This is a genomic window from Streptomyces albiflavescens (assembly GCF_014645835.1).
GTDB lineage: Bacteria > Actinomycetota > Actinomycetes > Streptomycetales > Streptomycetaceae > Streptomyces > Streptomyces albiflavescens.
Genome location: NZ_BMMM01000003.1, coordinates 407,827 through 434,280, shown reverse-complemented (window position 1 = coordinate 434,280; position 26,454 = coordinate 407,827). Strand labels below are relative to the sequence as shown.

General features: G+C 70.1%; 27 protein-coding genes and 1 tRNA gene. 14 read left to right on the top strand and 14 right to left on the bottom strand.

The window, feature by feature from the left end:
- The first annotated feature begins 48 nt into the window (after positions 1–48).
- The 7 genes from IEY95_RS11345 (at position 49) to IEY95_RS11315 (ending at position 7,327) form a co-directional block, all read left to right on the top strand.
- Positions 49–960 carry a LysR family transcriptional regulator gene (locus IEY95_RS11345; protein WP_189185814.1) on the top strand — a complete coding sequence of 304 codons (912 nt, stop codon included), beginning with the start codon at positions 49–51 and terminating at the stop codon, positions 958–960.
- Positions 961–1,045: 85 nt separating this feature from the next.
- Positions 1,046–1,723 (top strand): helix-turn-helix domain-containing protein, encoded by a 678-nt coding sequence (locus IEY95_RS11340; RefSeq protein ID WP_189185813.1) that lies wholly within the window; start codon positions 1,046–1,048, stop codon positions 1,721–1,723.
- Between the two features lie 47 nt (positions 1,724–1,770).
- Complete coding sequence (locus tag IEY95_RS11335; protein ID WP_189185812.1) at positions 1,771–3,108, top strand: M24 family metallopeptidase; 1,338 nt, start codon at positions 1,771–1,773, stop codon at positions 3,106–3,108.
- On the top strand, positions 3,108–4,076 hold the full coding sequence (locus IEY95_RS11330) for a thiamine pyrophosphate-dependent dehydrogenase E1 component subunit alpha (RefSeq protein ID WP_189185811.1): 969 nt from the start codon (positions 3,108–3,110) through the stop codon (positions 4,074–4,076). The genes IEY95_RS11335 and IEY95_RS11330 overlap by 1 nt, the downstream gene beginning before the upstream one ends.
- Complete coding sequence (locus IEY95_RS11325) at positions 4,064–5,074, top strand: alpha-ketoacid dehydrogenase subunit beta (RefSeq protein WP_189185810.1); 1,011 nt, start codon at positions 4,064–4,066, stop codon at positions 5,072–5,074. Before IEY95_RS11330 ends, IEY95_RS11325 begins: the two co-directional genes overlap by 13 nt.
- A gap of 22 nt (positions 5,075–5,096) precedes the next feature.
- A complete protein-coding gene (locus IEY95_RS11320) occupies positions 5,097–6,449 on the top strand; it encodes an amidohydrolase family protein (protein WP_189185809.1) in 1,353 nt (450 codons plus the stop codon).
- Positions 6,446–7,327, top strand: coding sequence for a cupin domain-containing protein (locus tag IEY95_RS11315; RefSeq protein WP_189185808.1), 882 nt, complete (start codon positions 6,446–6,448; stop codon positions 7,325–7,327). Before IEY95_RS11320 ends, IEY95_RS11315 begins: the two co-directional genes overlap by 4 nt.
- A gap of 60 nt (positions 7,328–7,387) precedes the next feature.
- Here IEY95_RS11315 and IEY95_RS11310 read toward each other — a convergent pair whose 3' ends face one another.
- Positions 7,388–8,617, bottom strand: a complete 1,230-nt coding sequence (locus tag IEY95_RS11310) for an RNA-guided endonuclease InsQ/TnpB family protein (protein ID WP_189185807.1) — start codon at positions 8,615–8,617, stop codon at positions 7,388–7,390.
- A gap of 227 nt (positions 8,618–8,844) precedes the next feature.
- Here IEY95_RS11310 and IEY95_RS11305 point away from each other — a divergent pair, with 227 nt between their 5' ends.
- Both IEY95_RS11305 and IEY95_RS11300 read left to right on the top strand, forming a co-directional pair.
- Entirely contained in the window at positions 8,845–9,534 is a 690-nt protein-coding gene (locus IEY95_RS11305) for an SDR family NAD(P)-dependent oxidoreductase (RefSeq protein ID WP_189185806.1), read from the top strand.
- Positions 9,531–10,436: an NAD(P)-dependent oxidoreductase gene (locus IEY95_RS11300; protein ID WP_229702811.1), complete on the top strand. Its 906-nt coding sequence runs from the start codon at positions 9,531–9,533 to the stop codon at positions 10,434–10,436. Before IEY95_RS11305 ends, IEY95_RS11300 begins: the two co-directional genes overlap by 4 nt.
- Positions 10,437–10,564: 128 nt before the next feature.
- Here IEY95_RS11300 and IEY95_RS11295 read toward each other — a convergent pair whose 3' ends face one another.
- The 4 genes from IEY95_RS11295 to IEY95_RS11280 form a co-directional block, all read right to left on the bottom strand.
- On the bottom strand, positions 10,565–11,899 hold the full coding sequence (locus IEY95_RS11295) for a S28 family serine protease (protein ID WP_189185804.1): 1,335 nt from the start codon (positions 11,897–11,899) through the stop codon (positions 10,565–10,567).
- A gap of 338 nt (positions 11,900–12,237) precedes the next feature.
- Entirely contained in the window at positions 12,238–12,606 is a 369-nt protein-coding gene (locus IEY95_RS11290) for a thioesterase family protein (RefSeq protein WP_189185803.1), read from the bottom strand.
- Positions 12,607–12,719: 113 nt separating this feature from the next.
- The gene (locus IEY95_RS11285) at positions 12,720–13,532 is read right to left on the bottom strand and encodes an SAM-dependent methyltransferase (RefSeq protein ID WP_189185802.1); all 813 of its coding nucleotides are present in this window, start codon (positions 13,530–13,532) and stop codon (positions 12,720–12,722) included.
- A gap of 30 nt (positions 13,533–13,562) precedes the next feature.
- Positions 13,563–13,826 carry a WhiB family transcriptional regulator gene (locus IEY95_RS11280; RefSeq protein ID WP_189185801.1) on the bottom strand — a complete coding sequence of 88 codons (264 nt, stop codon included), beginning with the start codon at positions 13,824–13,826 and terminating at the stop codon, positions 13,563–13,565.
- A 258-nt stretch (positions 13,827–14,084) separates the two neighbouring features.
- Between IEY95_RS11280 and IEY95_RS11275 the strand changes: the two genes are divergently transcribed.
- The 3 genes from IEY95_RS11275 (at position 14,085) to IEY95_RS11265 (ending at position 17,845) form a co-directional block, all read left to right on the top strand.
- Positions 14,085–15,272, top strand: coding sequence for a thiolase family protein (locus tag IEY95_RS11275; RefSeq protein WP_189185800.1), 1,188 nt, complete (start codon positions 14,085–14,087; stop codon positions 15,270–15,272).
- Between the two features lie 193 nt (positions 15,273–15,465).
- Positions 15,466–16,974, top strand: coding sequence for a long-chain-fatty-acid--CoA ligase (locus tag IEY95_RS11270; protein WP_189185799.1), 1,509 nt, complete (start codon positions 15,466–15,468; stop codon positions 16,972–16,974).
- A gap of 97 nt (positions 16,975–17,071) precedes the next feature.
- Entirely contained in the window at positions 17,072–17,845 is a 774-nt protein-coding gene (locus IEY95_RS11265) for a sulfite exporter TauE/SafE family protein (RefSeq protein ID WP_189185798.1), read from the top strand.
- 3 nt (positions 17,846–17,848) lie between these two features.
- Here IEY95_RS11265 and IEY95_RS11260 read toward each other — a convergent pair whose 3' ends face one another.
- Positions 17,849–18,715, bottom strand: coding sequence for an HAD-IIA family hydrolase (locus IEY95_RS11260; protein WP_189185797.1), 867 nt, complete (start codon positions 18,713–18,715; stop codon positions 17,849–17,851).
- Between the two features lie 237 nt (positions 18,716–18,952).
- Between IEY95_RS11260 and IEY95_RS11255 the strand changes: the two genes are divergently transcribed.
- Positions 18,953–19,699, top strand: coding sequence for a cobalt-precorrin-6A reductase (locus IEY95_RS11255; protein ID WP_189185796.1), 747 nt, complete (start codon positions 18,953–18,955; stop codon positions 19,697–19,699).
- A gap of 27 nt (positions 19,700–19,726) precedes the next feature.
- Here IEY95_RS11255 and cobF read toward each other — a convergent pair whose 3' ends face one another.
- Positions 19,727–20,497, bottom strand: coding sequence for a precorrin-6A synthase (deacetylating) (gene cobF, locus IEY95_RS11250; protein ID WP_189185795.1), 771 nt, complete (start codon positions 20,495–20,497; stop codon positions 19,727–19,729).
- A gap of 79 nt (positions 20,498–20,576) precedes the next feature.
- Positions 20,577–21,101: a DUF309 domain-containing protein gene (locus tag IEY95_RS11245; RefSeq protein ID WP_189185794.1), complete on the bottom strand. Its 525-nt coding sequence runs from the start codon at positions 21,099–21,101 to the stop codon at positions 20,577–20,579.
- A gap of 100 nt (positions 21,102–21,201) precedes the next feature.
- On the opposite strand from IEY95_RS11245, the gene IEY95_RS11240 reads away from it, so the two are divergent.
- Positions 21,202–21,275, top strand: a tRNA-Pro gene (locus IEY95_RS11240).
- 286 nt (positions 21,276–21,561) lie between these two features.
- Here the strand turns inward: IEY95_RS11240 and IEY95_RS11235 are convergent.
- The 6 genes from IEY95_RS11235 to wrbA all read right to left on the bottom strand — a co-directional run bounded on the left by IEY95_RS11235 (position 21,562) and on the right by wrbA (position 25,991).
- The gene (locus IEY95_RS11235) at positions 21,562–22,206 is read right to left on the bottom strand and encodes a mycothiol-dependent nitroreductase Rv2466c family protein (protein WP_189185793.1); all 645 of its coding nucleotides are present in this window, start codon (positions 22,204–22,206) and stop codon (positions 21,562–21,564) included.
- Positions 22,203–23,063: an oxidoreductase gene (locus IEY95_RS11230; RefSeq protein WP_189185792.1), complete on the bottom strand. Its 861-nt coding sequence runs from the start codon at positions 23,061–23,063 to the stop codon at positions 22,203–22,205. The genes IEY95_RS11235 and IEY95_RS11230 overlap by 4 nt, the downstream gene beginning before the upstream one ends.
- A gap of 82 nt (positions 23,064–23,145) precedes the next feature.
- The gene (locus IEY95_RS11225; protein WP_189185791.1) at positions 23,146–23,859 is read right to left on the bottom strand and encodes an SDR family NAD(P)-dependent oxidoreductase; all 714 of its coding nucleotides are present in this window, start codon (positions 23,857–23,859) and stop codon (positions 23,146–23,148) included.
- Positions 23,860–24,231: 372 nt separating this feature from the next.
- Positions 24,232–24,603, bottom strand: coding sequence for a YybH family protein (locus IEY95_RS11220; protein WP_189185790.1), 372 nt, complete (start codon positions 24,601–24,603; stop codon positions 24,232–24,234).
- Between the two features lie 168 nt (positions 24,604–24,771).
- Entirely contained in the window at positions 24,772–25,074 is a 303-nt protein-coding gene (locus IEY95_RS11215) for a muconolactone Delta-isomerase family protein (protein WP_189185789.1), read from the bottom strand.
- 305 nt (positions 25,075–25,379) lie between these two features.
- Entirely contained in the window at positions 25,380–25,991 is a 612-nt protein-coding gene (gene wrbA / locus IEY95_RS11210; protein WP_189186013.1) for an NAD(P)H:quinone oxidoreductase, read from the bottom strand.
- Positions 25,992–26,454 lie beyond the last annotated feature (463 nt).

The window sequence follows — 26,454 nt, the reverse complement described above, 5'->3', positions numbered from 1 at the left end:
CGGCGTGGCACCGCGAGGGCGGCGCGCGGCCAGGAGGAGGAGTTCCCCATGCTCGACGTGCGGCGTCTGCGGATCCTCCAGCACCTGGCCACCCACGGGACCGTCGCCGCGACCGCCGACGCGCTCCATCTGACCGCGCCCGCCGTCTCCCAGCAACTCGCCGTTCTCGAACGGGAGGCCGGGCTGCCTGTCGTCGAGAAGCAGGGTCGCACCCTTCGGCTGACGGCCGCAGGTGAGCTGCTCGTCGCGCACGCCGAAGTCGTCCTCGGTGACCTGGCCGCCGCCGAGTCCGATCTGGCCGCTCTGCGCGGCGGTATGCACGGTCAGGTGCGCGTCGCGGCCTTCGCCTCCGCGTGCCGCACGCTGATGCCCGCGGTGTGGCGACGCCTGGCCGACCGGCCGCTGACGCTGCGGCTGGTGGAGCAGGAGCCGGACGAGGCGCTCAAGGCCCTGCGCAAGCGCCAGGTGGACCTCGCCGTGGTGCACGGCTACACCGTCCTGCCCCGTGACTTCCCCGCCGGTTGTGAGCAGGCCGTGCTGCTGGACGACCCCGTACTGCTCGTACTGCACCCCGCTCACGCGGACCGGCTCGGCCTGCTGGAGGGCGAGCCCGTTGACCTGGCGCGCCTCGCCGACGCCGACTGGCTCACCCCGAGTCCGGACACCTCCTGCTACGAGATGATCCAACGCACCTGCGGGGCGGCCGGGTTCGTCCCCGACATCCGCGTACGCAGCAGCGACTTCTCCGTCCTGGCGGCGCTGGTGGCCGCGGGTGCGGGCGTCGCCCTGGCGCCCCGGCTGGCGCTGCCCGAAGGTCTCGACGGCGTCCGGCTGCATCCGCTCGCACAGCCGGTGAGCCGCACCGTCTTCACCGTGAGCCTGTCCGGCACGGCCCGCCGCCCCGACATCCGACAGCTGATCGAGCTGCTCCGGGAGACCGCCACCGCACGTGCGGCATAAGCTGCTTGCCCGGTTCCGCGGACCGGCCGGACCGCGCTCCTGTTCAATGGAGCTGCACATCACCGGCCCGTGAGAGGAGCCGCCCGTGTCCCCTGAGCCCGCGCCGCCCGTCGGGGCGCGCATTCGCCGGGCGCGCCTCGACCGGGGGGTGAGCCTGCGTGGTCTCGCGCGGGAGATCGGGGTCTCCGCGAGCCTCATCTCGCAGATCGAGACCGGCAAGAGCCAGCCGTCGGTGAGCACGCTGTACGCGATCACGACGGCACTCGCCATCTCTGTGGAGTCGCTCTTCGACGCGCAGGACACGGGTGTTCGGGCCCCGCTCGCGGTGGGGTCCCTCCCCTCGGGGTCCGCGCCGCCCGGCTCCGTACCGCCCGCCTCCGTTCTGCACGCCCTCGCCGCCTTCGCCGCCGATCCGGGCCGCCGTATCGGGCCGCTGGTCGGCGCCGCGCAGCGCGAGACGCTGGAGCTCGACTCGGGTGTGGTGTGGGAGCGTCTCGGCCATGTTCCGGGCACCGACGTCGACTTCCTGCTGGTGACCTACCGGCCCGGCGGCACCTCGTCCAGTTCCGGTGGTCTGATGCGGCATGCGGGCACCGAGTACGGCTATCTCACCTCCGGCGAACTCGTCCTCACCCTCGGGTTCGAGGAGTACACACTGGGCCCCGGCGACGCGGTGTGCTTCGAGTCGACGACCCCGCACCGCTACCGCAACGACGGTGATGAACCTGCCGTTGGGGTGTGGTTCGTGTTCAGTAGTACTTGACACTTCCTCCGAGCGGTCGTTCACTCCGGATGACGGAGGTGGTCGCCATGGCGATCCGCACATTCGGGCCGAACGCCGTCGACTGGGAAGAGCGCGTCGACCTGGACCGGCTGCGCAAGGAGCGTCTTGCCCGGCTGAACGAGGTCCTCAACGCTTCCGAGTTGGGCGGGCTGCTCAGCTTCGACTTCGCCAATATCCGCTATATGTCCTCCACCCACATCGGCACGTGGGCCATGGACAAGCTGATTCGCTTCGCGCTTCTCGTGCGGGGCGGCGAACCGATCGTCTGGGACTTCGGTTCCGCCGCTCGCCATCACCAGCTCCACAACCCCTGGCTGGACTACAGCGACGGCAAGGGCGGCCCGCCCACCGGCGCCCGCGCCGGCATCTCCACCCTGCGCGGCGCCTTCCACCCGGAGGCCGGGATAGCCGAGGACGTCGCCGCGAAGATCGCCACCGAGCTGCGTGAACACGGCCTGGCCGACGAGCCGTTGGGCGTCGACCTCTGCGAGATGCCCGTCCTCATGGCGCTGCGCGCCCAGGGCATCGACGTCGTCGACGGACAACAGGTCTTCCTCCAGGCCCGCCGCACCAAGACCCCCGACGAGATCTCCCTCCTCGCCCAGGCCTGCGCGATGGTCGACGCGGCGTACGAGGAGCTGTACGGATACCTGCGCCCGGGGGTGCGGGAGAACGAGTGCGTCGGGCTCGTCAGCAAGGTTCTCTACGATCTGGGCAGCGAGTACGTGGAGGGCGTCAACGCCATCTCGGGCGAGCGTTGTTCACCGCACCCGCACGTCTACAGCGACCGGCTCATCCGCCCGGGCGACCCGGCCTTCTTCGACATCCTGCACAGCCATCTCGGCTACCGCACCTGCTACTACCGCACGTTCGCCGTCGGCAGCGCGTCGAGCGCGCAGCGCGAGGCGTACCTGCGATGCCGGGAATACATGGACGAGGCGATCTCCCTGGTGCGGCCGGGCGCGACCACCGCCGACATCGTCCGAGTCTGGCCGCGCGCCGAGGAGTTCGGCTTCCCCGACGAGACCGCCGCCTTCGCCCTCCAGTACGGCCACGGGGTCGGTCTGTCCATCTGGGAGAAGCCCATCTTCAGCCGCCTCGTCTCGCTCGACCACCCCGAAGTCCTCGAAGAGGGCATGGTGTTCGCCCTGGAGACCTACTGGCCCGCCAAGGACGGCTGGTCGGCGGCGCGCATCGAGGAGGAACTGGTCGTCACCGCCGACGGCTGCGAGGTGATCACCAAGTTCCCGGCCGAGGAACTGCTCGTCGCGGGCCGCAAGTACTGGACCGTGGGCGGAGAGCTGAACACACGGCGCGAAGCGCAGTCCCATCTCAACTCCCGCCGCGACAACGGGGCGCGCTGATGGACGCGACCGAACTCCTCTCCCTGTATGAGCGGATGGCGCTGATCCGCCGCACCGAGAAGGCCGCCCACGACCTGTTCATGTCCGGACACGTCAAGGGCACCACCCACCTCGCCGCCGGACACGAGGCGATCGCGGTCGGCGCGAGCGCGGCGCTGCGTCCCGACGACTACGTCTTCGCCACCTACCGCGGCCACCACCACGCCCTGGCCCGCGGCGCGACCCCCGAGGAGTGCCTCGCCGAACTCATGAGCCGGGCAACGGGGTTGTGCCGTGCCAAGGGCGGTTCCATGCACCTCACCAAGGCGTCCGCCGGCATGCTCGGTTCGTACGCGATCGTGGGTGCCCATCTGCCGATGGCGGTCGGCGCCGCCTGGTCGGCCCGACTGCGCGAGACCGAGCAGATCGCGGTGGCCTTCTTCGGCGACGGCGCGACCAACATCGGTGCCTTCCACGAGGCGCTCAACCTGGCCGCCGTATGGAAGCTGCCCGTGCTCTTCGTCTGCGAGAACAACCTCTACATGGAGTACACGCCCATCTCCGAGGTCACGGCGGTGGCCCGTCCCGCGGCCGACCGGGCGTCCGCGTACGGAATCCCGGGCGAGGTCGTCGACGGCAACGACGTGGTGCTCGTCCGCAAGACGGTGGCGGGGCTGGCCGACCGAGCCCGTGCGGGAAAGGGGCCCGCTGTACTGGAGGCGCTGACCTACCGTCACTTCGGGCACAGCCGGGCCGATCCGGCGACGTACCGTCCGGCCGAGGAGGTCGAGCGCTGGCTCAAGCACGACCCGCTCGATCTCGCCCGCGCCCGGCTCGAAACCCTCGGCGCCGATACGGCGGAGGCCGACGCACGTGTCGAGAAGACCGTGGAGGCGGCTGTCGAGACCGCCAAGAACGCGCCCGCGCCCGATCCGGGCGAGGCGCTCACCGATGTATGGGCGGACGGGGGTGCGGCATGGCGGACGTGACGGGAGAGCGGATGACCACCGGCCGCAGGATCACTTATCGCGAGGCGGTCGCCGAGGGTATCGCTCGTGAGATGCGCGGCGATCCGACGGTCGTGTGCCTGGGCGAGGACATCGGCGCAGCGGGCGGAGTCTTCAAGACAACCGCCGGACTCTACGAGGAGTTCGGGCCCGAGCGGGTGTGGGACACGCCCATATCCGAGCAGGCGATCGTGGGTGCGGCCATGGGCGCCGCCATGACCGGAATGCGGCCGGTGGCGGAGATCATGTTCTCCGATTTCCTGGCCTGTTGCTGGGACTACCTGGCCAACGAGATCCCGAAGGTCCGCTACATGACGGGTGGTCAGGTTACTGTCCCACTGGTCGTCCGCACGGCGAACGGGGGCGGGCTCGGCTTCGGTGCCCAGCACTCGCAGGCCACCGAGAACTGGGCGTTCGCCATTCCCGGGCTGAAGATCGCGGCACCGGCCACACCCGCCGATGTGATCGGCATGATGGCGGCGGCCATCCGCAGCGACGATCCGGTGGTCTTCTTCGAGCACAAGGGACTGCTCGCGACCAAGGGGCCGCCCGCACCGCCGGACCACGTCGTCGAGCTGGGGCGCGCGGCCGTCGTCCGCGAAGGCGGCGACATCACGCTCGTGGCGCTCGCCTCGATGGTGCCCGTGGCCCTCGAGGCCGCCGAACGGCTTGCCGCGGAGGGCATCTCGGCCGAGGTGATCGACCTGCGCTGCCTGGTGCCGCTGGACACCCGGGCCGTTCTCGCCTCCGTCGCGAAGACCTCGCGGCTCGTCACCGTCGAGGAGAACCCGTACCAGGGCGGCTGGGGCGGCACCCTCGTCTCGGTCGTCGTCGATGAGGGCTTCGGCCTGCTGGACGCACCGGTGTGCCGGGTGGCGGGGGAGTGCGTCCCGCTGCCGTTCGCGGACGCACTCGAAGAGCGGGTGATCCCCACGGTCGACAAGGTCGTGGCAAGGGTCAGGGAGCTCGCGGCGTACTGAACACCCCATGGGAGGAAGGGCGATGACCAATCGGATGCTTCTGCGCTCGGGCCATGTCGTCTCGATGGACCCCGACATCGGGGACCTGCCCCGGGGAGACGTCTTCATCGAGGACGGGAAGATCGCGGCGGTGGAACGAGAGATCACCGCCGACGCCGAAGTCCTCGACATGACGGGCCGCATCGTCGTCCCGGGCTTCGTCGACACCCACCGCCACACCTGGGAGGCGCCGATCCGCGGCTGCGCGCCCGACGCCACACTCGACGACTACTTCGTCGACGTCCTCGACACCTTCGCCCCCGTCTACACGCCCGAGGACGTGTACGCGGGCAATCTCGCGGGCTCGTTGGAATGCCTCAACGCCGGCATCACCACGCTCGTCGACTGGTCGCACATCAACAACACACCGGAGCATCCCGACGCCGCGCTCCAGGCACTGACCGAGGCGGGCATCCGCGCGCAGTACGCGTACGGCAGCGCCAACACCTCGCTCGCCGACTACTGGTTCGACAGCAAGATCGCGATACCCGGTGACGACGTACGGCGCGTGCGGGACCGCTACTTCGCCTCCGACGACGGGCTGTTGACGATGGCGCTGGCCACTCGCGGCCCCGGCTTCTGCATCAACGACGTCGTCCTGGCCGAGTGGGGCCTCGCCCGCGAGCTGGCCGTCCCGATCACCGTGCACGTGGCCATGGGCCGGCTGGCCGGCCGTTTCGGCATGGTCAAGCAGCTGAACGACCTCGGCCTGCTCGGCCCCGACACCACCTACGTCCACTGCTGCTACTTCAGCGAGGAGGAGTGGCGCATGGTCGCCGACAGCGGCGGTACGGTCTCGATCGCGCCGCAGGTGGAGACGCAGATGGGGCACGGCTGGCCGCCCGTGATGAAGGCGATCGAGCACGGGTTGCGACCTTCGCTCAGCATCGACGTCGTGACCACGGTCCCCGGCGACATGTTCACCCAGATCCGTGCGGCCTTCGGGGCGGAGCGGGCCCGCGTCAACGCCGACTGCTGGAAGGCCGATGTGGGCATTCCCGAAACGATGTTGACAGCACGTCAGATGTTGGGGATCGCCACGCTCAACGGGGCGCACGTCGCGGGCCTTGAGGACCGGACCGGTTCCCTGACCCCGGGCAAGCGGGCGGACGTCGTCGCGATCGACGCGACGGCGCTCAATGTGGCCCCGGTGCACGACGCCGCGGCCGCCGTGACGCTGAGCGCGGACGTGTCCAACGTGGACACCGTCATCGTCGACGGCGTGATCCGCAAACGGGACGGCCGGCTGCTCGCCGATGCCGAACGGGCGCGGCGACTGGTCGAGGAGTCGCGCGACCGCCTGGTGGCGGCGAAGGCGGCGAGGGCGAAGGCATGACGAACTTCCTGGTGCGGCGGGCCGAGGACGCCCCAGAGGTGGCGTACGACCCGCATGGCTTCCGGCGACGCACGGTCGTCGGCGAGGCGGACGGCAGCGTGCACACCGGCTTCGGCATCTGCGAGTTGCGGCGCGACGGTGTGGTGGGCGCCCATGTGCACTCGTACGAGGAGACCTTCCACATACTCTCCGGCACGGTCCTCCTCGATGTGCCGGAAGGCTCGTACCTCCTCGAAGAGGGGGACTACGGGCTGCTCCCGACCGGCGTGCCGCACGCCTGGCGCGGCGCCGGGGACACCGTCGGGCGCTGGGCCGACATGCTCGCGCCGGTCCCGCGGGCCCGCTACGGGCACGACACCCGGGCGGTGCCCGCGCTGCCTGAGCGGGAGCCGGTCCGGATCGACGTCCGCGATCCGCGCACCCGGTCGTTCGGGCACGTCGAGCCCGACCTGATGGATCCCGGCAAGCAGTCCCAGGACCTCCTCGCCGTCTCGGCGAGCATGCGCACGGCGCTGCTGGTCTACAGCGGTATCACCGTGAAGATGATGGTGGACGGCGACCTCGGAGCGGTGGCCTCGACCATGTTCATGGTGCAGTACGCGCCCGACGGCGTGGCGGGCACGCACGACCATCCCTTCGAGGAGACGTATCTGATTCTCGAAGGCACGGTGGACGCCACCTTCGACGGTGAACGCCATCGGCTCGGCGTCGGCGACGCCGCCTGGGCGGGCGCCGGTTGTGTCCACGGGTTCACCAACGCCGGTCGAGGGCCGGTGCGTTGGCTGGAGACACAGGCTCCGCAGCCGCCGCCCCGCCACTCCTATCGCTTCACCCGGGACTGGGACTATCTGCGCGAGGCGCTGGAGGAGAAGCATTGACTACTCCCCTCCCTGAAGGGAGGGGGTTCTCTCCTTCAGGGCTGAGCGGGGATTCCTAGCTCACGCTGCCAGGCGGGGCAGCGCCCCGTGTGGACTTCCACGATCAGCACTAGCCGGGTCTAGACCTGCCCGGACCAGCATCACGCGGGCGGAGTTCTTGTCCCGAGGAGAGACAGCTCCGCACGCGGTGCAGGCGTAGGTTCGTTCGGAAAGAGGTAGTGCGTGCTTGGTTCTCGCTCCGCACTGCGCGCAGTCCATCGTGGTGTGCGCGGGGTGCACGAGGCGGACGTCCCGCCCGTGCTTGCGGCCCATCTCGATCAGCGCCGTCTTGGTGGCGCTGATGGCGGCATCGGCCGCTTTGCGGGCCATGGTGGTCTTGGCGAGGAACTTGGGCCGGAAGTCCTCCACCGCCAGGGCGTCATGGTCGCGGACAACCTTCTTGGCCCACTTGCGAGCGGTGTCCTGGCGTTGCCGGGCCACCTTCTGGTGCAGCTTCGCCGTCTGCGCCTTGGCTTTGCGGTAGCCCTTCGATCCGGCCTGACCCTTCGCGGGTTTGCGGCGGCCCATCATCCGCTGATACCGGGCGAGCTTGTGCGCGGCGGTCTTCCCGTGCTGGGCATGGGGAAGGTCGTGTTCGTCGGATGTGGTGGTCGCGGTCTCCTTCACGCCCCAGTCGATGCCGATCACGCGCCCGGTTTTGGCCAGCGGTTCGGTCTCGGCGGCAACGACGAAGGAGGCGTACCACGCCCCGGTGCTGTCCTGGTACACGCGCACGCTGGACGGGTCGGCGGAAAAGTTCCGCGACCACACAGGCGTCAGCACGATGCCCCCGGCCAGGTGCAGACGGCCGTCTTTGAGGCGGAATCCGCGCCGGGTGTAGTTCAGGGTCGGACGCGCCTCGCGTCTCTTCTTCCAGCGCGGCATCCCGGCCCGCTGCCGCATCGGCAGCCGCTCACGGATGTCCTTGTGCGCCTTGGCCTTCGACTTCCCGAAGTCCCGTATCACCTGCTGCTGCACAACCGAGGAGCCCTCACGCAGCCACGACATACGCGTGCGGGCCTCGGTCAGCATCTTGTCGAGCTGCGCCGGACCGCACGTTTGCTTCGCGACGCCTGCGGGCCGGTTCTTGTTCCACAGGTGGGTCTGCTTCGACTTCGCGACGCATTCGTTCCACAGCCACCGGCACCGGTCCCACTCACCCATCAGAGCCGCGCGAGCGGTGGACGACACCCGCAGCCGGAACGTCCACCGGGCATGCCCGTCGTCCTCCGTCCGCGCTCGCGTTGTCATGAACATCAACCTATTGGGGAGGACTGACAGTTGAGAACAATTGATCTTGGTGGGCTCGCCCACCCCGCCGCGGAGTGGACACCGTTTCGCCCTGGCGGCGAAACGACCACCTCTGCCCTGCTCCGCACGAGTCCGATTCCTCCCCGGCCCGAAGGCCGGAGCATCCTCGGAGGAACCCGGTGAATGTGGTGGGAGAGAAGGCCCCGAACGTGGCTGAAGGAGAGGCCATGACCGTGGTCGTCATCGGCGGTACGTCGGGAATCGGCCGCGAGGTCGCGCGCTGTCGTGCGGAGCGCGGCGACGAGGTCGTCATCACCGGCCGCGACGCACACCGGGCCGACACGGTGGCCAAGGAGATCGGTGCCGCCCGCGGGCTCGCCCTCGACCTCTCCAGGCCGCGTGAGATCGCCGCCGCCCTCGCGAGCGTCGGGAGGGTCGACCACCTGGTGCTGGCGGGCATCTCCCGCGACGACAACAGCGTCGCGGAGTACGACATCGACGCGGCGCTCCACCTGGTCACCCTCAAACTCGTCGGCTACACGGAGGCCGTGCACACGCTCCGGCCGCGACTGCACGACGGGAGCGCGATCGTGCTCTTCGGCGGTCAGGCCAAGGAGCGGCCGTACCCCGGAGCGACCACGGTGGCGACCGTCAACGCGGGGGTGACCGGTCTGGTGCACACCCTCGCCAACGAACTGGCTCCGATCCGGGTGAACGCCGTCCACCCGGGGGTGGTCGGCGACAGCCCGTTCTGGTCGGCCAAACCCGACGAGGTGCTCGCGGGCTTGCGCGCGCGGACCCCGACGGGGCGACTCGCCACCATGCGCGACGTGGTGGACGCTGTGGACTTCCTGCTCCGCAACAGCTCGATCAACGGGGTCGATCTCGCCGTCGACGGAGGATGGCTGCTCCGATGACGATGACGATGCGGCTCGCGGTGATCGGGACCGGACGCATGGGCGGCGCCATGGTCGGACGGCTGCGGCGCGCGGGATTCGAGGTGACGGTCTACAACCGCTCGCGCGACAAGGCCGAGGCGGTGGCCGCCGGTGCGGGAGCCACCGTAGCGGCCACCGCCCGCGAGGCCGCCGCGTCCGCGGACGTCGTACTGGTCTCGCTCGCCGACGACTCGGCCGTGAGCGCGGCGTACGGCGGAGGGGACGGGATCGCGGCCGGACTCCGCCCGGGCAGCGTGGTGCTGGAGACGAGCACCATCGCCCCGGAGACGGTCGCGGTCCTGCACACCCTCGTCGACAAGCAGGCCGCGACACTCCTCGACACCCCCGTCTCCGGGAGCGTGAGCTTCGTCGAAGAGGGCAGGCTGACCGTGCTGGCGGGTGGCTCCCGCGAGGCACTGGAGCAGGTGCGGCCCGTGCTCGACACGCTGGCCGAGCGGGTCTTCCACGTGGGCGCCGGCGGCACCGGAGCGGCGATGAAGCTGGCGGTCAACTCCGTTGTCCACGGGCTCAATCAGGCCCTGTCCGAAGCCCTGGTGCTCGCCGAGCGGGCGGGGATTCCCAGGGAGTCCGCGTACGAGGTGTTCGCCGCGAGCGCCGTGGCGGCACCCTTCGTGCGGTACAAGCGGGACGCGTATCTGCATCCGGACGAGACGCCCGTGGCCTTCACCCTCGAACTCGTCGCCAAGGACCTTGACTTGATCCTGGACCTCGCCGAGCGGGTCGGCGCCTCGATGCACCAGGCCCGGCTCAACCGCCGGTTGGTCCATACAGCCGCCGAAGGAGGCTTCGGCGGTCGGGATCTGAGCGCGATGGCGGAGTTCCTCAGGTCGGGCGGGCCCGAAGTTCCTGAGCCCTGCTAGGCACACAACAGGCCGCGGAACCGGGCGATCGACAGAGGACGGACGACGTTGGTGCATCCGGCGGCTGCCGAACCCTGGTCTTCGTCCTCACGGTCGCCTGACGGCCCGAAGGGAACCGCCTGGAGGCTTCATGAGCCGCCGGCCCAGTGGGTGAGGGTGGCGACGGCATCGGCGCGGTCTGTGGACGAGAGGCCGGCGATGGTGGCGTGGTGGTTGGTGCCGGGAGCCCACAGAACGCGGGAGTCCGGGGAGCCCGGGCGGAAGGATTCGGCGACCGCGGGGTCCTGGGAGCCGTTGATGAACAGCAGACGGCTGCCGCGGCGGCGGACCCAGCGGTCGACGTCGGGCATGGCAGCGGAGTCGAAACGCATCGGGATGTCGCGGGGGACGAAGGTACGGGGCTCGATGGCGTCCGGGTAGCGCAGGAGTCCGGCCAGGTGGGCGGTGGGGACATCGAAGTAGCCCAGCTGCGTGCCGAGTTGGTAGAAGTACGGGATGTAGTTCCGCGCGACGGAGTCGGCGTAGACGGGCAGTGCGGCCGTGTCGTCCAGCCATGTGTACAACGCGTCGGTGGTGGCATCCGGGCCGGGAATGGCGGCGCAGTCCGCGGCGGTGCCGTTCTGCCAGAACATGAGCGGTGCGCGGAGCACGGCAATCTCCAGCGCCTTGTCGGCGCTGCCGATGATGCCGAAGGCGGTGCCGGTGGAGGCTGCCCAGGCTTCGTAGCGGGCGGCCATGTCGGCGCGGCGGAGCAGGATCTGCCGCTGCGCCGCCCTGAGGGCGTCGCGGCAGGCGGCGGTGCCCACGGTGTCCAGGAAGCGGAGGTAGGCGGAGGCCTCCCGGTCGTCGACGTTGTTCGGGGCGGAGTACGCCACGGTGCCGTCCACGTCGTGCGGGTGGAAACGGCGGTGGTAGACGCTGGCCATGCCGCCCTTGCTGCCGCCGCTGGAGATCCACGCGCCGGGATACAGCCCACGGAAGAGGCGGACGACGCGGTGGTGGTCGTCGGCGGCCTGACGGATCGTGAGGTGTGTGTAGTCGACCACCGCTGGGCGCGAGGTGCCGAAGAAGCGGTGCTCGACCTGAATCTGGTTGCCGCCCAGTAGCAGGGTGGGTTCGGCGCGCCGGGGCGTGAGCGCCGCCTCGTAACCGGTCGTGAACAGGACGGAGGGACGGTCGGCAGAGGTGTGGAGCAGGGTCAGGCGCTGCTCGAAGGAGCCGGCCGCCCGGTTCCTGTGGTCGACCGGCTGGCGCAGCCCGAGCACGAAGAAGCGGTACCCCGGCTCGGCACCCGGCCGTTCCTCGACGACCCTCAGCCCCGGCAGACTGCGCAGGCGCTCCACGACATCGTCACGCCCGGGCCGGGCTGGGCCGGCGGCCTTCGCAGGTACGGCCGCCGTGGCGGCGAGGCCGGCCGCCGAGGCTGCCGAAAGCAACAGACGTCGTCTCGTCCAGGTACGCATGGTGAATCCTCCCCTGTCATGGCCGCACCGGCGACGTCGTGCGCCGTCGCGGCGGTCCCTGCCATGGATCGCTGACCGTTTCAGTACAGCTGCCGGGCGGCGCGGGAAGATCCCGCGCGCGGGGGGACCGTCTCCCCCGACGGGGGGAGACATGAACAGGTCCGGGGGTCGTCCTCGATCCGCCCTTCGGCACTCGGCGGGCACTGGACAAGGGCTGGTGGGAGGCCGACTTCACAAAGGCCAGTGGGAGGCAGACTTCGAACGCGACGAGTAGATCCCGCGCATGTCTGCCCTCACGAGCCGGCATCCCCCTCTGCACGTCGCGGAGCCGACGAGGTTCAGCGGCCGGTATCGGGGCCGAGCGCCACCGCGAGGAACCGCTGCCGATCGACGATCGCCCGGTCGATCTCTCCCGCCGCGACAAGCTCTCCGGAGCCGCCAAGTGCTCGCACGAGGAAAGTGAGCCGCCGACCTGTGGCGGCGGGCGACTCGGCGATGACGTCCACCCGACCGCCCACGCGCACCGCCCGGAGATGCTCGATGCGCACCGCGGTCCCGACCGTGGTCTGGCCCGTTCCGGTGAAGGGCGCGGAGGCGTGCACGGTTGCCGCTTCCATCCACGCGATGAGCCTTGGGGTGGACAGCACGGGTACATCACCGCTGCCCACCGTCACGGCGGTATCGGCATCGGTCACCTCATGAAACATGCCACCACGCTACTGAACCGGAACGCGTGCGCTTGTCCCTGATGAAGAACAGCAAGGTCCGTGTCGCCCCCCAGTGACTCCGGCGCCGATAGTGCCTGAGCAACTCGGCACTATCAGGCCTTGAAGCCGACACCGCCGTACAGGGAGACGGGCCCGTCGCCGATCGGGGTCTCGCCCTCCGCGAGGTCCGGATGCCAGTCCTTCACGGAGACGATCCCTGGCTCGACCAGGTCAAGTCCCTTGAAGAAGCGGCTCACTTCGTCGTGCGAGCGGCCGACGAGGGTCACGCCGCCCTTCGCGTACGTCTCGATGCCCCGCCGCACGTTCTCCGGCTCGAAGTCGGCGGTCATCGCGGACAGGACCAGGCAGCTGCCCGGTGCCAGCGCGTCGACCAGGGTGTCCACCACCTCGTAGGCGCCGGTCTCGTCGGCGATGAAGTGCATCAGGGCGATGAGCGACAGGGCCACGGGCCGGTCGAAGTCGAGGATGCGCCCTGCCTCTTCGAGGATCCTCCGCGGTTCACGGGCATCGGCCTGGAGGTACTCCGTCACGCCATCCCGGGTCCCTCGCAACAGAGCCTCGGCATGGGCGAGGACGATCGGATCGTTGTCGACGTAGACGACCCGCGCGTCCGGTGCGGTGATCTGCGCGATCTGGTGGAGGTTCGGTTCCGTGGGTATACCGGTGCCGATGTCGAGGAACTGGCGGATTCCCGCGGCACGGACCAGGTGCCGTGTGGCCCGCTGCATGAACCAGCGGTTGCTGCGTGCCGCCCGCCGGGCACCGGGATCGATCGACATGATGTGCTGCCCGAGCTGCTCGTCGACCGGGTAGTTGTCCTTGCCGCCCAGGTACCAGTCGTACACGCGCGCCGGATGCGGCTTGCTGGTGTCGATCCGGTCTCGGGCGGACTCGGTCCCGGTCATTCGACAACTCCTCTGCTCGACAAGGCCTGTTCACCCCGTCGGCCTGCTTTCGAGGTGTGCGAGCAGTCTGTCATCCCGGATCATCACGGCGCGTTCCTCCTCGCAGGTGCCGCCCCACACTCCCGACGTCTGCCCGTTGCCGAGCGCCCAGTCCAGGCACTCACTGCGCACCGGGCAGCGGGAACAGATGCGCTTGGCCGCGGCGATGTCGTCCAGCGCCGGCCCCTTCGTGCCCACGGGGAAGAACAGATCCGGGTCCGCTTCCGCGCAGGCAGCACTCCGTAGCCACTCCATGCGGGCGCGGGTGCCCTGGACGGATGTGGGCAAACCGACCGCCGGTGGATCTTCCCAAGAGGCCGACGGTCGGTCTATAGTCCAAAACTAGCAGTGCTAATTAATTGTTCGCTGATCAACCCTTCGTGATCAACCCTTCGTGATCAACCCTTCGTGATCAATAGTTCGGTGATCAATCGTTCGGTTCCCGTGATCCGGTGATCCCGCGGTCGCGTGAGCCGGTGACCCTGTGATCCGGTGTCCGTCAGGAGTCCTGCCGTGCGTCCCGTCCACTTCGCGGCCGCCCGCCGCACCCCCATCGGCAAGCTGCGCGGAGCCCTGTCCTCCGTGCGGCCCGACGACCTCGCCGCGACCATCGTCCGCGGTCTGGTCGCCGAGGTGCCCGCGCTCGACCCGGCCCGTATCGACGACGTCTACTGGGGCGCCGCCAACCAGGCGGGCGAGGACAACCGCAACGTGGCCCGCATGGCCGTGCTGCTCGCCGGGCTGCCCGAGTCCGTGCCCGGCGCCACGGTCAACCGGCTCTGCGCCTCGGGCCTCGAAGCGATCACCACGGCCGCCCGCGCGATCGCCTCCGGCGAGGCCGACATCGTGCTCGCCGGCGGTTCCGAGTCGATGAGCCGTGCCCCCTTCGTCCTGCCCCGCCCCGACGAAGCGCTGCCGCACCGCATCGAGACCGTCGACACCCGGCTGGGCTGGCGTCTGGTCAACCCCGCGATGAAGGAACTGCACGGACTCCTGTCGATGGGGGAGACCGCCGAGGAGGTCGCCGAGCGGTACGGCGTCTCGCGCGAACGCCAGGACGCGTTCGCGCTGCGCAGCCACCAGCGCGCCGCGGACGCCCGCAAGAACGGGCACTTCGACGCCGAGCTGCTTCCCGTCGAGCGCCCCGACGGCGTCGTCGTCGACAGTGACGAATGCGTACGGGAGGACACCTCGCTCGAGAAGCTGTCCCGCCTCAAGCCGGTGTTCCGCGAGGGCGGCACGGTCACCGCCGGCAATGCCTCGCCGATGAACGACGGCGCGGCGGGAGTGCTGCTGGTCAGCGAGGAGGCCCTGAACGAATTGGGGCTGGAGTCCCTCGGGCGCTATGTCGCCGGCGCCTCGGCCGGCGTCCATCCGGACGTCATGGGCATCGGCCCCGTCCCCGCCACACAGAAGGCACTCGGGCGCGTCGGCTGGAGCATCGGCGACATCGAGGAAGCCGAGTTCAACGAGGCGTTCGCGGCGCAGGCCCTCGCCAGTGTGGACCGCCTGGGCATCGACCCGGACCTCGTCAACCCGACCGGCGGCGCCATCGCACTCGGCCATCCGCTCGGCTGCTCGGGCGCCCGCATCCTCACCACCCTGCTGCATCGCATGCGCCGCACGGGCGGCGCGCGTGGCCTGGCCACGATGTGCGTCGGCGTCGGACAGGGGAGCGCCGTCCTGGTCGAGCGCGGCTGAAACTTCCTGGCGAGCGACGACACGTCGTACGTCGGCGGACGGACGCTCAACGTGAACGGGGGCGTCCGCCAGTTGTCCCCGAGTACGTAGCCGGGGGTGTCGCCAGACCTTGACACCCCCATCCGGTTCAGAGCCGCGCCAGCAAGGACATCCGGTTCAGAGCCGTACCAGCAAGGAAACGGAGCATCCCTCCATGGCAACCCTGTCCCTCGCCGCGATCCTCGCCGAGAACGCCCGCCGCCGTCCGGACCGGACGGCGCTCGTCGAGGGCGAGCTGCGCCTCAGCTTCGCCGAGGTGTGGCAGCGCGCCCGGGCCCAGGCCGGCGCTCTCGTCGGCCTGGGCGTGCGGCCGGGGGACCGGGTGGCGCTGATGGCGCCCAACACGGCCGACTTCCCGCACGCCTACTACGCGATCGCGGCGGCCGGCGGTGTGATCGTCCCCGTCCATCTGCTGCTGTCGCAGGGCGAGGTCGAACACGTCCTGAAGGACAGCGGTGCCGGCCTGTTGCTCTGCCACCCGGCGCAGGCCGACACTGGCGCCGCCGCCGCACGGGCCCTCGGCGTCCAGGTCGTCACGCTGGGCGCCGAGTTCGAGAAGCTCGCGGCCGACGCCGAACCGTTGCCGTCGTACGTGACCCGCGAGGCGGACGACCCGGCCGTCGTCTTCTACACCAGCGGCACGACCGGCGTCCCCAAGGGCGCCGTACTCAGCCACTTCAACCTGGTGATGAACGCGACGGTCAACGCATTCGACGCCAACGACATCCGTCCCGACGACATCGCGCTGGGCGCGCTGCCGCTGTTCCACGCCTTCGGGCAGACAGTGTCCATGAACTCGACCTGGCGGGCGGGGGCGACGCTCGTGCTGCTGCCGCGCTTCGACGCGGCGCGGGCCATCGAGTTGATGGTCGAAGAGAAGGTGAACACCTTTCACGGGGTGCCCACGATGTTCGTGGGTCTCGCGGCCGCGGCCGGCACGGCGGAGTTGCTGCCCGAACTGCGTGTGTGCGTCTCCGGCGGCGCCTCGCTGCCGGTCGCCGTTCTGGAACGCTTCGAGGAGGCGTTCGGGGCGAAGATCTACGAGGGCTACGGACTGTCGGAGACCTCGCCGGCCGCGTCCGTGAACCAGCCCGTGTTCGGCACGAAGGCGGGCACCATCGGACACCCGCTCTGGGGCGTGGACGTGGAGATCGCGCGGGCCGAGATCGAGGGGCGCGTCGAGCTGCTGCCGCCGGGGGAGCTGGGCGAGGTCGTCCTCCGCGGCCACAACGTCTTCTCCGGCTATCTGGGCCGGCCCGAGGCGACCGCGGAGGCCATGGTCGACGGCTGGTTCCGCACCGGTGACCTCGGCACCAAGGACGACGAGGGGTTCCTCAGGATCGTCGACCGCAAGAAGGACGTCATCATCCGGGGCGGCTACAACGTCTACCCGCGCGAGGTCGAGGAGGTGCTGATGCGTCACCCCGGCATCGCTCAGGTCGCGGTGATCGGCCTGCCGGACGAGCTGCACGGCGAGGAGGTCTGCGCGATCGTCGTACGCGCCCCGGGGACCGCGTCGGACGCGGTGGAGATCACCGACTGGTCCAAGGAACACCTGGGCCGCCACAAGTACCCGCGCCGCGTGGAGTTCACCGATGCGCTGCCGCTGGGCCCGAGCATGAAGGTCCTCAAGCGGGAACTGCGGGCGCGCTACACGGGCTGACGCACCGGGTCACCTCGCGCGACGGTCCGGGTGAAGGGGCCAACTGGCGAGACGGTCCTTACGTGAAGAGATGCGTGGGCCTAGCATCGGTCCCCGCATGAACACGATGACGCTCTGGCACATATCCATCTGGGAGTTCGCCGCTCTCGCCGCCGCGGCACTGCTCGTCGGCTTCTCGAAGACCGCCGTGAGCGGGGCGAACACGGTCAGTCTGGCGATCTTCGCCGCCGTGCTGCCCGCCCGCGCCTCGACCGGGGTTCTCCTGCCCATCCTCATCGTCGGGGACGTGCTCGCCGTGCTCACCTATCGGCGGCACGCCCACTGGCCGACGCTGTGGCGGCTGTTCCCGGCCGTCGCCGCGGGCGTCGTCTTCGGCACGCTGTTCCTGGTGTGGGCCGACGACGAGGTCGTACGGACCTCGATCGGGGCGATCCTGCTGCTGATGGCGGCGGTCACCGTGTGGCGCCGCCGGGCCGCGGCCCAGGACGACGAACCCGACTCGGTGGCGACGCGCACGGGCCGGGTCAAGGCCCGTTCGTACGGTGTGCTCGGCGGCTTCACGACGATGGTCGCCAACGCGGGGGGCCCGGTGATGTCGATGTATCTCCTGTCGGCGGGCTTCAGAAAGCTGGGCTTCCTCGGCACGTCGGCCTTCTTCTTCCTGATCGTCAATGTGTCGAAGGTGCCGTTCAGCGTGGGACTCGGTCTGATCGACGGCCACTCGCTGCTGCTGGACGCGGCGTTGGCGGCTTTCGTCGTGCCGGGGGCGTTCATCGGCAAATGGGCCGTGAACCGGATCAACCAACTGCTCTTCGAGCGGCTGGTCATCGCGGCGACGGTGGTGGGTGGAGTGCAACTACTGCTGCGCTGAGCCCTACCGAGGCGCGGCCGAGCGCAGCAGGGCGGGGAGATCCGCGAAGGAGTCCAGGACGTGGTCGGGCTCAGCGCTCGCCGCCCGATGGCTCTCGGGCAGGTATTTGCCGGTCTTCACCAGAACCCCGGTGATTCCCGTGCGCTGCGCGGCGAGCACGTCCGACTCGATGTCGTCGCCGACCATCAGCGCCTCACCGGGACCGACCCCGAGACGCGCCAGCGCTGTCTCGAAGAACGCGGGCGCCGGCTTGCCCGTGATCTCCGCCTCGGTACGGGCTGCCCGCTCCAGGCCGAGCAGGAACGCACCGCTGTCGAGTTGCAGCCCTCGGTCGGTGCGCCAGTACAGGTTGCGGTGCATGGCGATCAGCCGGGCGCCGCGCTGGAGGTGACCGAAGGCCCGGTTGAGCGCGGCGTAGTCGAACTCGGGCCCGGCGCCGCCGACCACGACGACATCCGGCACGGTGTCCGCGTGGCTGTCGTCGTCGCTGTCGGTGCTGCTGTCGGTGCTGCTGTCGGTGCTGCTGTCGGTGTCGCTGTCGCCGTCGTCGAGCAGCGTGATGCCCGCGAGATCCTCGGCGATGTCGCCGCTGTTCAGCAGGGAGCACCGGGCGCCCGGATAGCGGTCGGCGAGATAGGCGGCGGTGACGGCGGGTGCGGTGAGGATGTCCTCGGCGTCCACGGGGAAACCTGCTTCGCCCAGGGTCGCGGCGATCGACGCGCGTGTCCGGGACGTCGTGTTGGTGACGAGGGCGACCCCGAGCCCGGACGCACGGATCTCCCGCAAGGCCTCGACCGCGCCGGGCAGCGGTTGCCACGAGACCGTGAGCACACCGTCGATGTCGATCAGGACCGCACGTACCGACTCCATGCCCGGACGATACCGAGCAGCGCCCGCGCCGCGCATGCCTGCGGGGCTCCTGCGCCGACAGCTCACCCTGCCGGACCCGGAGTACGCCCTACGCGTCGGCCCCAGGGCTCCGACCAGGTCGCACGACCCGGTGGCAGAGGGAGGCGCAGCGCCTGAGCGGCCGGCCTGCTCACGTCCTGCTCCCCCGGGGTGGGACCCGAAGCCACGCTCCCACCACGCGCCCGTACCCTCGACCCCATGTCCCCCCACGTCCTGGTCCTCGGTGGCACCACCGAGGCGCGCGAACTCGCCGCCGAGCTGGCGGCGCGTGACGGCGTGCGGGTGACGACATCCCTGGCGGGGCGCGTGTCCCGGCCGGGGGCGGTCGCAGGGGACGTACGGATCGGAGGATTCGGCGGAGCGGAGGGGCTGGCGGAGTGGCTGCGCGAGCACGGCGTGGACGCCGTGGTCGACGCGACGCATCCGTTCGCCTCCGGCATCACCGCGAACGCCGCGTGGGCCGCGGCGGCGACGGGAGTCCCCGCCGTGGTGCTGCGCCGCCCGGGCTGGCGCCCCGGGCCCGGCGACCGGTGGCACTCGGCGGCCTCCCTCACCGAAGCCGCCGCGCTGCTCCCGGCGTTGGGCCGCCGCGTCTTTCTCACCACGGGCCGCCTGGGCCTCGCGGCCTTCGCGGTCCTCGCCGAACTCCACTTCCTCGTACGCTCGGTGGAGGCGCCCGAGCCCCCGCTGCCCCCCGACACCGAAGTACTGTTGGCGCGCGGCCCGTTCACGGTGGACGGCGAGAAAACGCTTCTGCGCGAGCACCGCATCGACGTCCTGGTGACCAAGGACAGCGGAGGAGACGCGACAGCGGCCAAACTCACGGCCGCCCGCGACCTGCAGCTTCCCGTCGTCGTCGTACGCCGCCCCCACCTCCCGGAAGGCGTGACCGCGGTACCGGATGTGACGGCTGCCCTGACCCTGCTGGACCTCGGCCCGCACTAGCTGCTCGTACCGTCGCCGGCGCGTGCGCTACCCCCTCGGATGCCTGCGCAGCAGATATGTGTCCATGATCCATCCCTTGCGCTCCCGGGCCTCGGCCCGCAGGCGCTCGATACGGGGAGCCGCCTCGGCGAGGGGACCGGAGGCGAGGATCTCGTCGGGCGTGCCTATGTAGGCGCCCCAGTAGATGTCGATGTCCTCGTCGGCGTACTGCCGGAACGTCTGGTGGGCGTCGAGCATGACCACCACGTCGTCGACACCCTCGGGGAAGCCCTCCGCGAGGCGGCGGCCCGTGGTGATCTGTACGGGCCGGGCGACCCGGTTCAGCCCTGTGCGGTGCCGGGCGACGAGCGCGGAGACGCTGCTGATGCCGGGCACGACGTCGTACGTGAACGCCACCGCGCCCCGCTCCAGGATCTCCTGCAGGATGCCGAGCGTGCTGTCGTACAGCGCGGGGTCGCCCCACACCAGGAACGCGCCGCTCTCGTCCTCGCCCAGCTCCTCGGCGATCAGCCGCTCGTAGATGTCCGCGCGGGCGCTGCGCCAGTCCCCGACGGCCGGCGAGTACGCCGTGCCCCCCGCGGACCGGTCGCGGTCCGGGTCGCGGGCCTCGACCAGTCGATATGCCCCCTGCGGTATGTGCGCGTCGAGGATGTCACGGCGCAGCTGGACGAGGTCCGACTTCACCTCGCCCTTGTCCAGGATGAAGAACACGTCGGTGCTCCTCAGCGCCTTGACCGCCTGCAGCGTGAGCTGATCGGGGTCGCCCGCCCCGATCCCGATGACATGAATCTTTCGCACACCGAGAGTCTGCCGTACGCCACTGACAGTGGACGCACCGCACCCGGGTTCGGCCTTGGCCCGCCGCGGCGCTGCCCGGTCAGTCGGCACGCCCGCACAGTCGTGGTGCCCACGCCTCCGCGCTGATCGCCTTGTCCTCCTGCTCCACGACCCCCGCCAATTCCCGTGCCCAGGCGGTCAGTTCCGCGAGGTCCATCCCGTACGGCCGCTCCCGGCCGGTTCCCGACGCCCATTCCCCGACCGCGCCGGCACCGCGCCGCAGCAGCCTCGCGCCGCCCATCGCGTTCCCCCGGGCCGCGTGGGTGAGCCCCACCGCGAGCTGGGCCAGACCTCGCCAGAGCGCGCGTTCGTCCTCGGGCCCGGATTTCCAGGCGTCCTCGAAGACCTCGTGCGCGTGGAACGGCTTCCCCGCCTCCAGCAGCGTCTGCGCCTCGGCGACGGTCTCCTCGGGGCCCCGTACGACGCCTTCCGGCTGCCGTTCCACTCCGTCCGCGCCGTACGGCAGGGGTCGCCCCAGCCCGTCGCGCGGCCGGGCATTCCGCGCCCGCCCCGCCGTGTCCCGATCACGCCCGCCGCCCCGCCGAGCCTCAGATGTCCCGCTCATACGCCGATTGTCGCGCGCCCCGCGCCCGCTTCGGAGCAGCCCACGACGTGGGGTAAAGTTCTGTTCGCACGATCACGCGGGTCACCGCGGGTGAACGCATCGGGACGTGGCGCAGCTTGGTAGCGCACTTGACTGGGGGTCAAGGGGTCGCAGGTTCAAATCCTGTCGTCCCGACTTGTGAAAGTCGCAGGTCAGGGGCCGTTTCAGAGGAGATCTGAAACGGCCCTTCGATCATTCTCGGGGACCGGTGCGGGACCAGCCCGCTGGGGAGGGCCGCATAGCGCACCTCGACCGGGTCGGGGTGCGCCAAGGAGCGCGGTCGGGGCCGTCCGACGCATTGCCGAACCCGACCCCGGGCTACCGCGAGGTCCTGCCGTCATCCGCCGCCCGCACCACGATCACCCCATCAGAACCCTTGTCCGACCGGACAAGTCCGTTGATCGGTGAGCGGATTGACTTCTCAGTCGAAGAGCGGGCCGACACTGCGACCGCGCTTGATCTCGTAGAAGCCGGGCGTGGAGGCGACAGCGAGGGTGCCGTCCCACAGACGTGCCGCGTCCTCCCCCTTGGGCGCCGGTGTGACGACAGGGCCGAAGAAGGCCACCTTGCCCGACGGAGCCTGTGGACCCGGCACGGCGATGATCGGACTGCCGACCTCGGAACCTACGTGGTCGATGCCCTCGCGGTGCGACTGGCGCAGCGCCTCGTCATAGGCGTGGGAGTCACCGGCGTCGGCGAGGTGGAGGGGCAGCCCGACTTCGCGGAGGGCGGCCTCGATGGTGGCGCGGGTCTTCGGCTGCTGCTCGAGGTGGTAGCGCGTACCGAGCGCGGTGTAGAGGGGCTCCAGTGCCTCGGAGCCGAAGGCCGTCTGCGCGGCTGTCAGGACGCGGACGGGCGCCCAGGCCTGGTCCATGAGATCGCGGATGTTCTCCGGCAGTTGGTCGAGGCGCGTCTCGTTGAGGACGGCCAGGCTCATGACGTGCCATGTGATGCCGATCGGCCGGGTCGCACGGACCTCCAGCATCCAGCGGGAGGTCAGCCAGGTCCACGGGCAGACGGGATCGAACCAGAAGTCGACGGGCAGGGGCGCGGAGGCGGTGGTCATGTTCGGGGTCCTGTGATGGTGTCGTCGGCCGGGTGGTCGGTGGAGGCCGTCAGCGGGGCCCAGGCATCGATGTCGTTCTGGAGCCGCTGCCGGCCTTGCTGGATCAGGCGCAGCGCGTCGCTGCCGAGCACCAGGTGCACGGGAGGCTCCTCGGCGTCCAGCACTGTCATGAGGGCCCTGGCGGCGCGGGCGGGGTCACCGGTCTGGTTGCCGTCCTTGGCCTTGCGGGCGGCGCGGATGGGGTCGAAGACGGTGTCGTAGTCGGGGATGGTGCGCGGGACGCGGACCATGGAGCGTCCTGCCCAGTCCGTGCGGAACGAGCCGAGCGCGAGAGAGGTGACGTGGATGCCGAACGGGGCCACTTCTTGGGCCAGGGAGGCGGAAATGCCCTCGACGGCGAACTTGCTGGCGCCGTAGAAGGCGACTCCGGGCAGCGCGGTGAGACCCGCCATGGACGACAGGGTGACGATGTGTCCGCGGCGGCGCCGCCGCATGAAGGGGAGGACGGCCTTGATGACCGCCACCGTCCCGTGGACATTGACGTCGAACTGACGGCGCAGGTCGTCCATCGAGGATTCCTCGACGGTCCCCTCGACTCCGTAGCCGGCATTACTGATCAGCACATCGATCGGACCGACCTCTCGTTCGATCCGGTCGACCACGGCGGTCACCGCGTGCTCTTCCGTGACGTCCAGCAGCATCCCCGTGGCGTGGCCCGGGGCCATGGCCTCGAACTCGGGAATCTGGTCCGGCTTGCGGACCGTGCCGACGACCTGGTGGCCTGCCGCCAGCGCCTCGCGGGCGAAGGCGCGCCCCAGGCCGGTGCTGACGCCTGTGATGAGGAAGGTTTTGCTCACGGGAACTCCTGTGTGGGGGACGCGGGCGCCCCGGGCGCCGGACGCGGCGCCCGGGCAGGCCCCTCCGGGCAGTCGTCCGGGGTCAGTGGCCAGCGCTCTGGCCGCCGTCGACGTGGAGGATCTCTCCGGTGACGAAGGGGGCGTTCTCGAGGTAGACGACCGCGTCGACGATGTCGCTGATCTCGCCCATCCGGCCGACCGGGTGCAGTGCGGCGAGCATGTCGTGATACTCCTCCGGATGCATCGGCGTCTTGATGGTGCCGAGTGCGACGGCGTTGCTGCGGACGCCGCGGGTGGCGTATTCGATGGCCAGCGCCTTGGTGGCCGACTGCAGGCCGCCCTTGGTCAGGGAGGCCAGCACCGAGGGGACCGCGGAACTGGCGTGGTCGACCAGGCTGGTGGTGATCTGGACGACGTGTCCACCGCTCTGACGGAGCATCTGCTCGACGGCGAGCTGGGTGATGCGGAAGAACCCGGTCAGGTTGACGCCGGTGACCGCGTCGTAGTCCTGCTGCGTGAACTCGGTGAACGGCTTGGAGATGAAGATGCCGGCGTTGTTGACCAGGGTGTCGATACGGCCGAAGCGATCGAGCCCGGCGGCGATGACACGCTCGGCGGTGGCAGGGTCGGCGATGTCGCCCTGAACGGTGAGGATGTTCGGATCCTGTGAGGCGGCGATGCCGCGGGAGGTGGCGACGACGGCGTACCCGAGCTTGCGGTAGGCGTCCACCAGGCCGGCGCCGATGCCCTGCGAAGCACCGGTGATGACGGCGACCTTCTGGTCAGGAGTGTTCATGGTGGTTCTCTCCAATGAGGGTGAGGGTGAGGGGCCGACTTCTCGAGGCCGGCCTACAGCGAAACTAGTCGACCGGTCGACAATATTCCAGCTCGGCGCCTGGTACGGTCATGGCGCGGCACGCCTGCCACCTGCGATGGGAGCCTGTGCCTACCAGGTGGAAGGGAACGGGTCCTGGTGCGCGCCGCTGTCACCCGAGCGAGTGGGCTGTCCCGGCGTACGGTGACGGTCGCCAGGTGCGGGGCGCCTGTGGAGCTTGCGCAGTGCTTACGAACGAAGTGGCCTGACGGCTGGGGGCGTTCGTCTGTACGCAGTCGGGGAGAGGAGCCCGTACGTCGGCCAAGGGTCGGACTGTCACTCCCGACGGGCCCGTCAATCCAGTTTCGACACCTGATAGTGAGCGATGTGCCACTCGTCGGCGACATGCCTGAGGACCACGCTGAGAGTGACTCGGATAGTCGGCCGGTCGGTGAACGAGAAGTCGACACGCAGGTAGCCGAACAGGACATCCTCAGCCCACTGACGTGTTTCCAGCACCTGGTAGTCCGCCGTCAACCCGAGAGGCTGGGAGTCGTAGTATTCGGCGACTCCCTGACGGCCGACGGTGTAGGGACGAAGTCCCTGGAAGACGGCGTCCTCGGTGAAATATGAGGCGACTTCCTGCGGCTCGTGTGCATCGACCGCGGCCTTCCACCGGTCCATGACTCCACGCAGAATCGCTTCCTGCGCTGCTGTGCTGGTCATCAGGGTTCTCCTCGCATGAAGGTGCGGCACGGGCGGCGCCCGGTGGTGGGTGTTCCTTGCTCATGGAACCTGTCTGGCGCCGGGGCGCGGCATCGCGCAGGCGGTGGAATCAACGTTGCTTCCCGTGGCCGCCGCGGCCGCAGAAAGCATGGGCATGAGGCGGCTCGATCAGGCCGTGCGGCCGGTCGGGCCCGGGTCGTTGGGATGCGACTGGACGGCGGTGACCACTGCGGTCATCCAGGGCCACAGGGGCAGGGTGCCAAGGACCTTCTCACGCAGATCCGCCTCGTCGTCGGCGCGCCACACGCCGATGCTGCGGAGCTCGCCCACCGGGCGCCACAGCCGGACCAGATGGCCCGTGGAGGCGAGTTGCTTCGCCCGGGCAGCCTCGGCGGCGCGACGTCGATCCACTTCGGTGGGATCGGTGCCCTCGGGCACGGTCGTGGTGAGCTCGACCAGGAACTCTTTCATGGTCCTCTTCCTCTCTCGGTTCTGCAGGGCCGGCTTCTGATGGGGATATCGCCGGCCCGTCGCGCACGGACGGCGTGGCGTGGCGGTGCCGTCCCGCTGCAGGCTGCTCAGCCGAACGGCGAAGCGAAGCCGCCTGTCATCCTTGGCGCCGGCGCTGCGCCGGAGGACACACACCTCCGGCGAAGGGGAGGAGTCGCTGGGGCGGCGGCACCGGCAGAGCGTTCGCGGTGTGGCACGCAGCGGTGCTGATGCGCCCTGTCGGCGCCGCAGGGGCGGCGCCGACAGGCTTGTGTCCAGCGGGCTGATCAGGCAGCGGCCTTGAGAGCCGCGGCGATCTTGACGGCGCGCTCGGCCTGGATGCGGGCGGCGGTGCGGGTGGTGTCGTCGACGGGGTTGTTGCCCTGGGCGTCGACGTGAGAGGTGCCGTACGGGTTGCCGTCAATGAACTTGGCGGGATCGGTGAAGCCGGGGCTGACGGTGATGCCGCCGAAGTGGTGGATGGAGTTGTAGAGCGCGAGCAGGGTCGACTCCTGGCCGGCGTGAGCGGTCGCGCTGGAGACGAAGCCGCTGTAGACCTTGTCGGCGAGCTTGCCCTGGGCCCAGAGGCCGCCGAGGGTGTCGACGAACTGCTTGAGCTGGGCGGAGACGTTGCCGAAGCGGGTGGGGGTGCCGAAGAGGACGGCGTCGGCCCACTCGATGTCCTCGGGCGTGGCCTCGGGGATGTCCGCGGTGGCGGCGTGGTGGGCGGCCCAGGCGGGGTTGGAGTCTATGGCCGCCCGGGGCGCGAGTTCTGCGACCTTGAGCAGGCGCACCTCGGCGCCGGCCTTGACGCCGGCGTCACGGAGCTCCTTGGCGATCTCGGCGATGGTGCCGGTTGACGAGTAGTAGACAACAGCGAGCTTGACGGGGGTGGCCACGGGGGCTCTCCACTTCATGGGGAACTTGGTACGCACGGTCGGAAAGTCGACCGGTCGCTTACGTTAGTAGACCGGTCGGCTAGTGTCAAAAAGGTCCTGCGAGACAGGTCGGGATGCCGGGCCATCGCGGCCCGTCGCCCGGGCGACGTAGTCCAGGGTCGCCGCGCTGACCGGTGCCGCGGGCGGCCCCAGAACGGTCACCGACGAACAGGTCGCCGCGGTGGTCACCAAGACGCTGGAGAGCACGCCGAAGAACGCAACTCACTGGCCGACGAGGGCCGGCGGCCGAATCCCACGATGTCTGCGCCGGTGAGGCCGCGAGCTCTCGCGGGCCTGCCGGACAGGGGCAACTGCTGCAGCTGGCGCCCGCCTTCGCATCCGGTGGAGTGGCGCCGCTCGGGCTGCTCGCCGCGCCGGATGTCCAGGCTTCGGTGCCGTTGCCTGTGTGGCGGAGTGACGAGGT

What these genes read in the sequence shown, in the direction of transcription:
- IEY95_RS11245 (WP_189185794.1), bottom strand. Translation starts at nt 21,101, where the DNA reads ATGAGCGGGACATCTGAGGCTCGGCGGGGCGGCGGGCGTGATCGGGAC.
- IEY95_RS11215 (WP_189185789.1), bottom strand. Translation starts at nt 25,074, where the DNA reads ATGAAAGAGTTCCTGGTCGAGCTCACCACGACCGTGCCCGAGGGCACC.
- IEY95_RS11310 (WP_189185807.1), bottom strand. Translation starts at nt 8,617, where the DNA reads ATGACAACGCGAGCGCGGACGGAGGACGACGGGCATGCCCGGTGGACG.
- IEY95_RS11335 (WP_189185812.1), top strand. Translation starts at nt 1,771, where the DNA reads ATGGCGATCCGCACATTCGGGCCGAACGCCGTCGACTGGGAAGAGCGC.
- IEY95_RS11285 (WP_189185802.1), bottom strand. Translation starts at nt 13,532, where the DNA reads ATGACCGGGACCGAGTCCGCCCGAGACCGGATCGACACCAGCAAGCCG.
- IEY95_RS11255 (WP_189185796.1), top strand. Translation starts at nt 18,953, where the DNA reads ATGTCCCCCCACGTCCTGGTCCTCGGTGGCACCACCGAGGCGCGCGAA.
- IEY95_RS11225 (WP_189185791.1), bottom strand. Translation starts at nt 23,859, where the DNA reads ATGAACACTCCTGACCAGAAGGTCGCCGTCATCACCGGTGCTTCGCAG.
- IEY95_RS11265 (WP_189185798.1), top strand. Translation starts at nt 17,072, where the DNA reads ATGAACACGATGACGCTCTGGCACATATCCATCTGGGAGTTCGCCGCT.
- IEY95_RS11260 (WP_189185797.1), bottom strand. Translation starts at nt 18,715, where the DNA reads ATGGAGTCGGTACGTGCGGTCCTGATCGACATCGACGGTGTGCTCACG.
- IEY95_RS11325 (WP_189185810.1), top strand. Translation starts at nt 4,064, where the DNA reads ATGGCGGACGTGACGGGAGAGCGGATGACCACCGGCCGCAGGATCACT.
- IEY95_RS11295 (WP_189185804.1), bottom strand. Translation starts at nt 11,899, where the DNA reads ATGCGTACCTGGACGAGACGACGTCTGTTGCTTTCGGCAGCCTCGGCG.
- IEY95_RS11320 (WP_189185809.1), top strand. Translation starts at nt 5,097, where the DNA reads ATGACCAATCGGATGCTTCTGCGCTCGGGCCATGTCGTCTCGATGGAC.
- IEY95_RS11270 (WP_189185799.1), top strand. Translation starts at nt 15,466, where the DNA reads ATGGCAACCCTGTCCCTCGCCGCGATCCTCGCCGAGAACGCCCGCCGC.
- IEY95_RS11290 (WP_189185803.1), bottom strand. Translation starts at nt 12,606, where the DNA reads ATGTTTCATGAGGTGACCGATGCCGATACCGCCGTGACGGTGGGCAGC.
- IEY95_RS11300 (WP_229702811.1), top strand. Translation starts at nt 9,531, where the DNA reads ATGACGATGACGATGCGGCTCGCGGTGATCGGGACCGGACGCATGGGC.
- IEY95_RS11345 (WP_189185814.1), top strand. Translation starts at nt 49, where the DNA reads ATGCTCGACGTGCGGCGTCTGCGGATCCTCCAGCACCTGGCCACCCAC.
- IEY95_RS11280 (WP_189185801.1), bottom strand. Translation starts at nt 13,826, where the DNA reads ATGGAGTGGCTACGGAGTGCTGCCTGCGCGGAAGCGGACCCGGATCTG.
- IEY95_RS11330 (WP_189185811.1), top strand. Translation starts at nt 3,108, where the DNA reads ATGGACGCGACCGAACTCCTCTCCCTGTATGAGCGGATGGCGCTGATC.
- IEY95_RS11315 (WP_189185808.1), top strand. Translation starts at nt 6,446, where the DNA reads ATGACGAACTTCCTGGTGCGGCGGGCCGAGGACGCCCCAGAGGTGGCG.
- IEY95_RS11235 (WP_189185793.1), bottom strand. Translation starts at nt 22,206, where the DNA reads ATGACCACCGCCTCCGCGCCCCTGCCCGTCGACTTCTGGTTCGATCCC.
- IEY95_RS11305 (WP_189185806.1), top strand. Translation starts at nt 8,845, where the DNA reads ATGACCGTGGTCGTCATCGGCGGTACGTCGGGAATCGGCCGCGAGGTC.
- IEY95_RS11220 (WP_189185790.1), bottom strand. Translation starts at nt 24,603, where the DNA reads ATGACCAGCACAGCAGCGCAGGAAGCGATTCTGCGTGGAGTCATGGAC.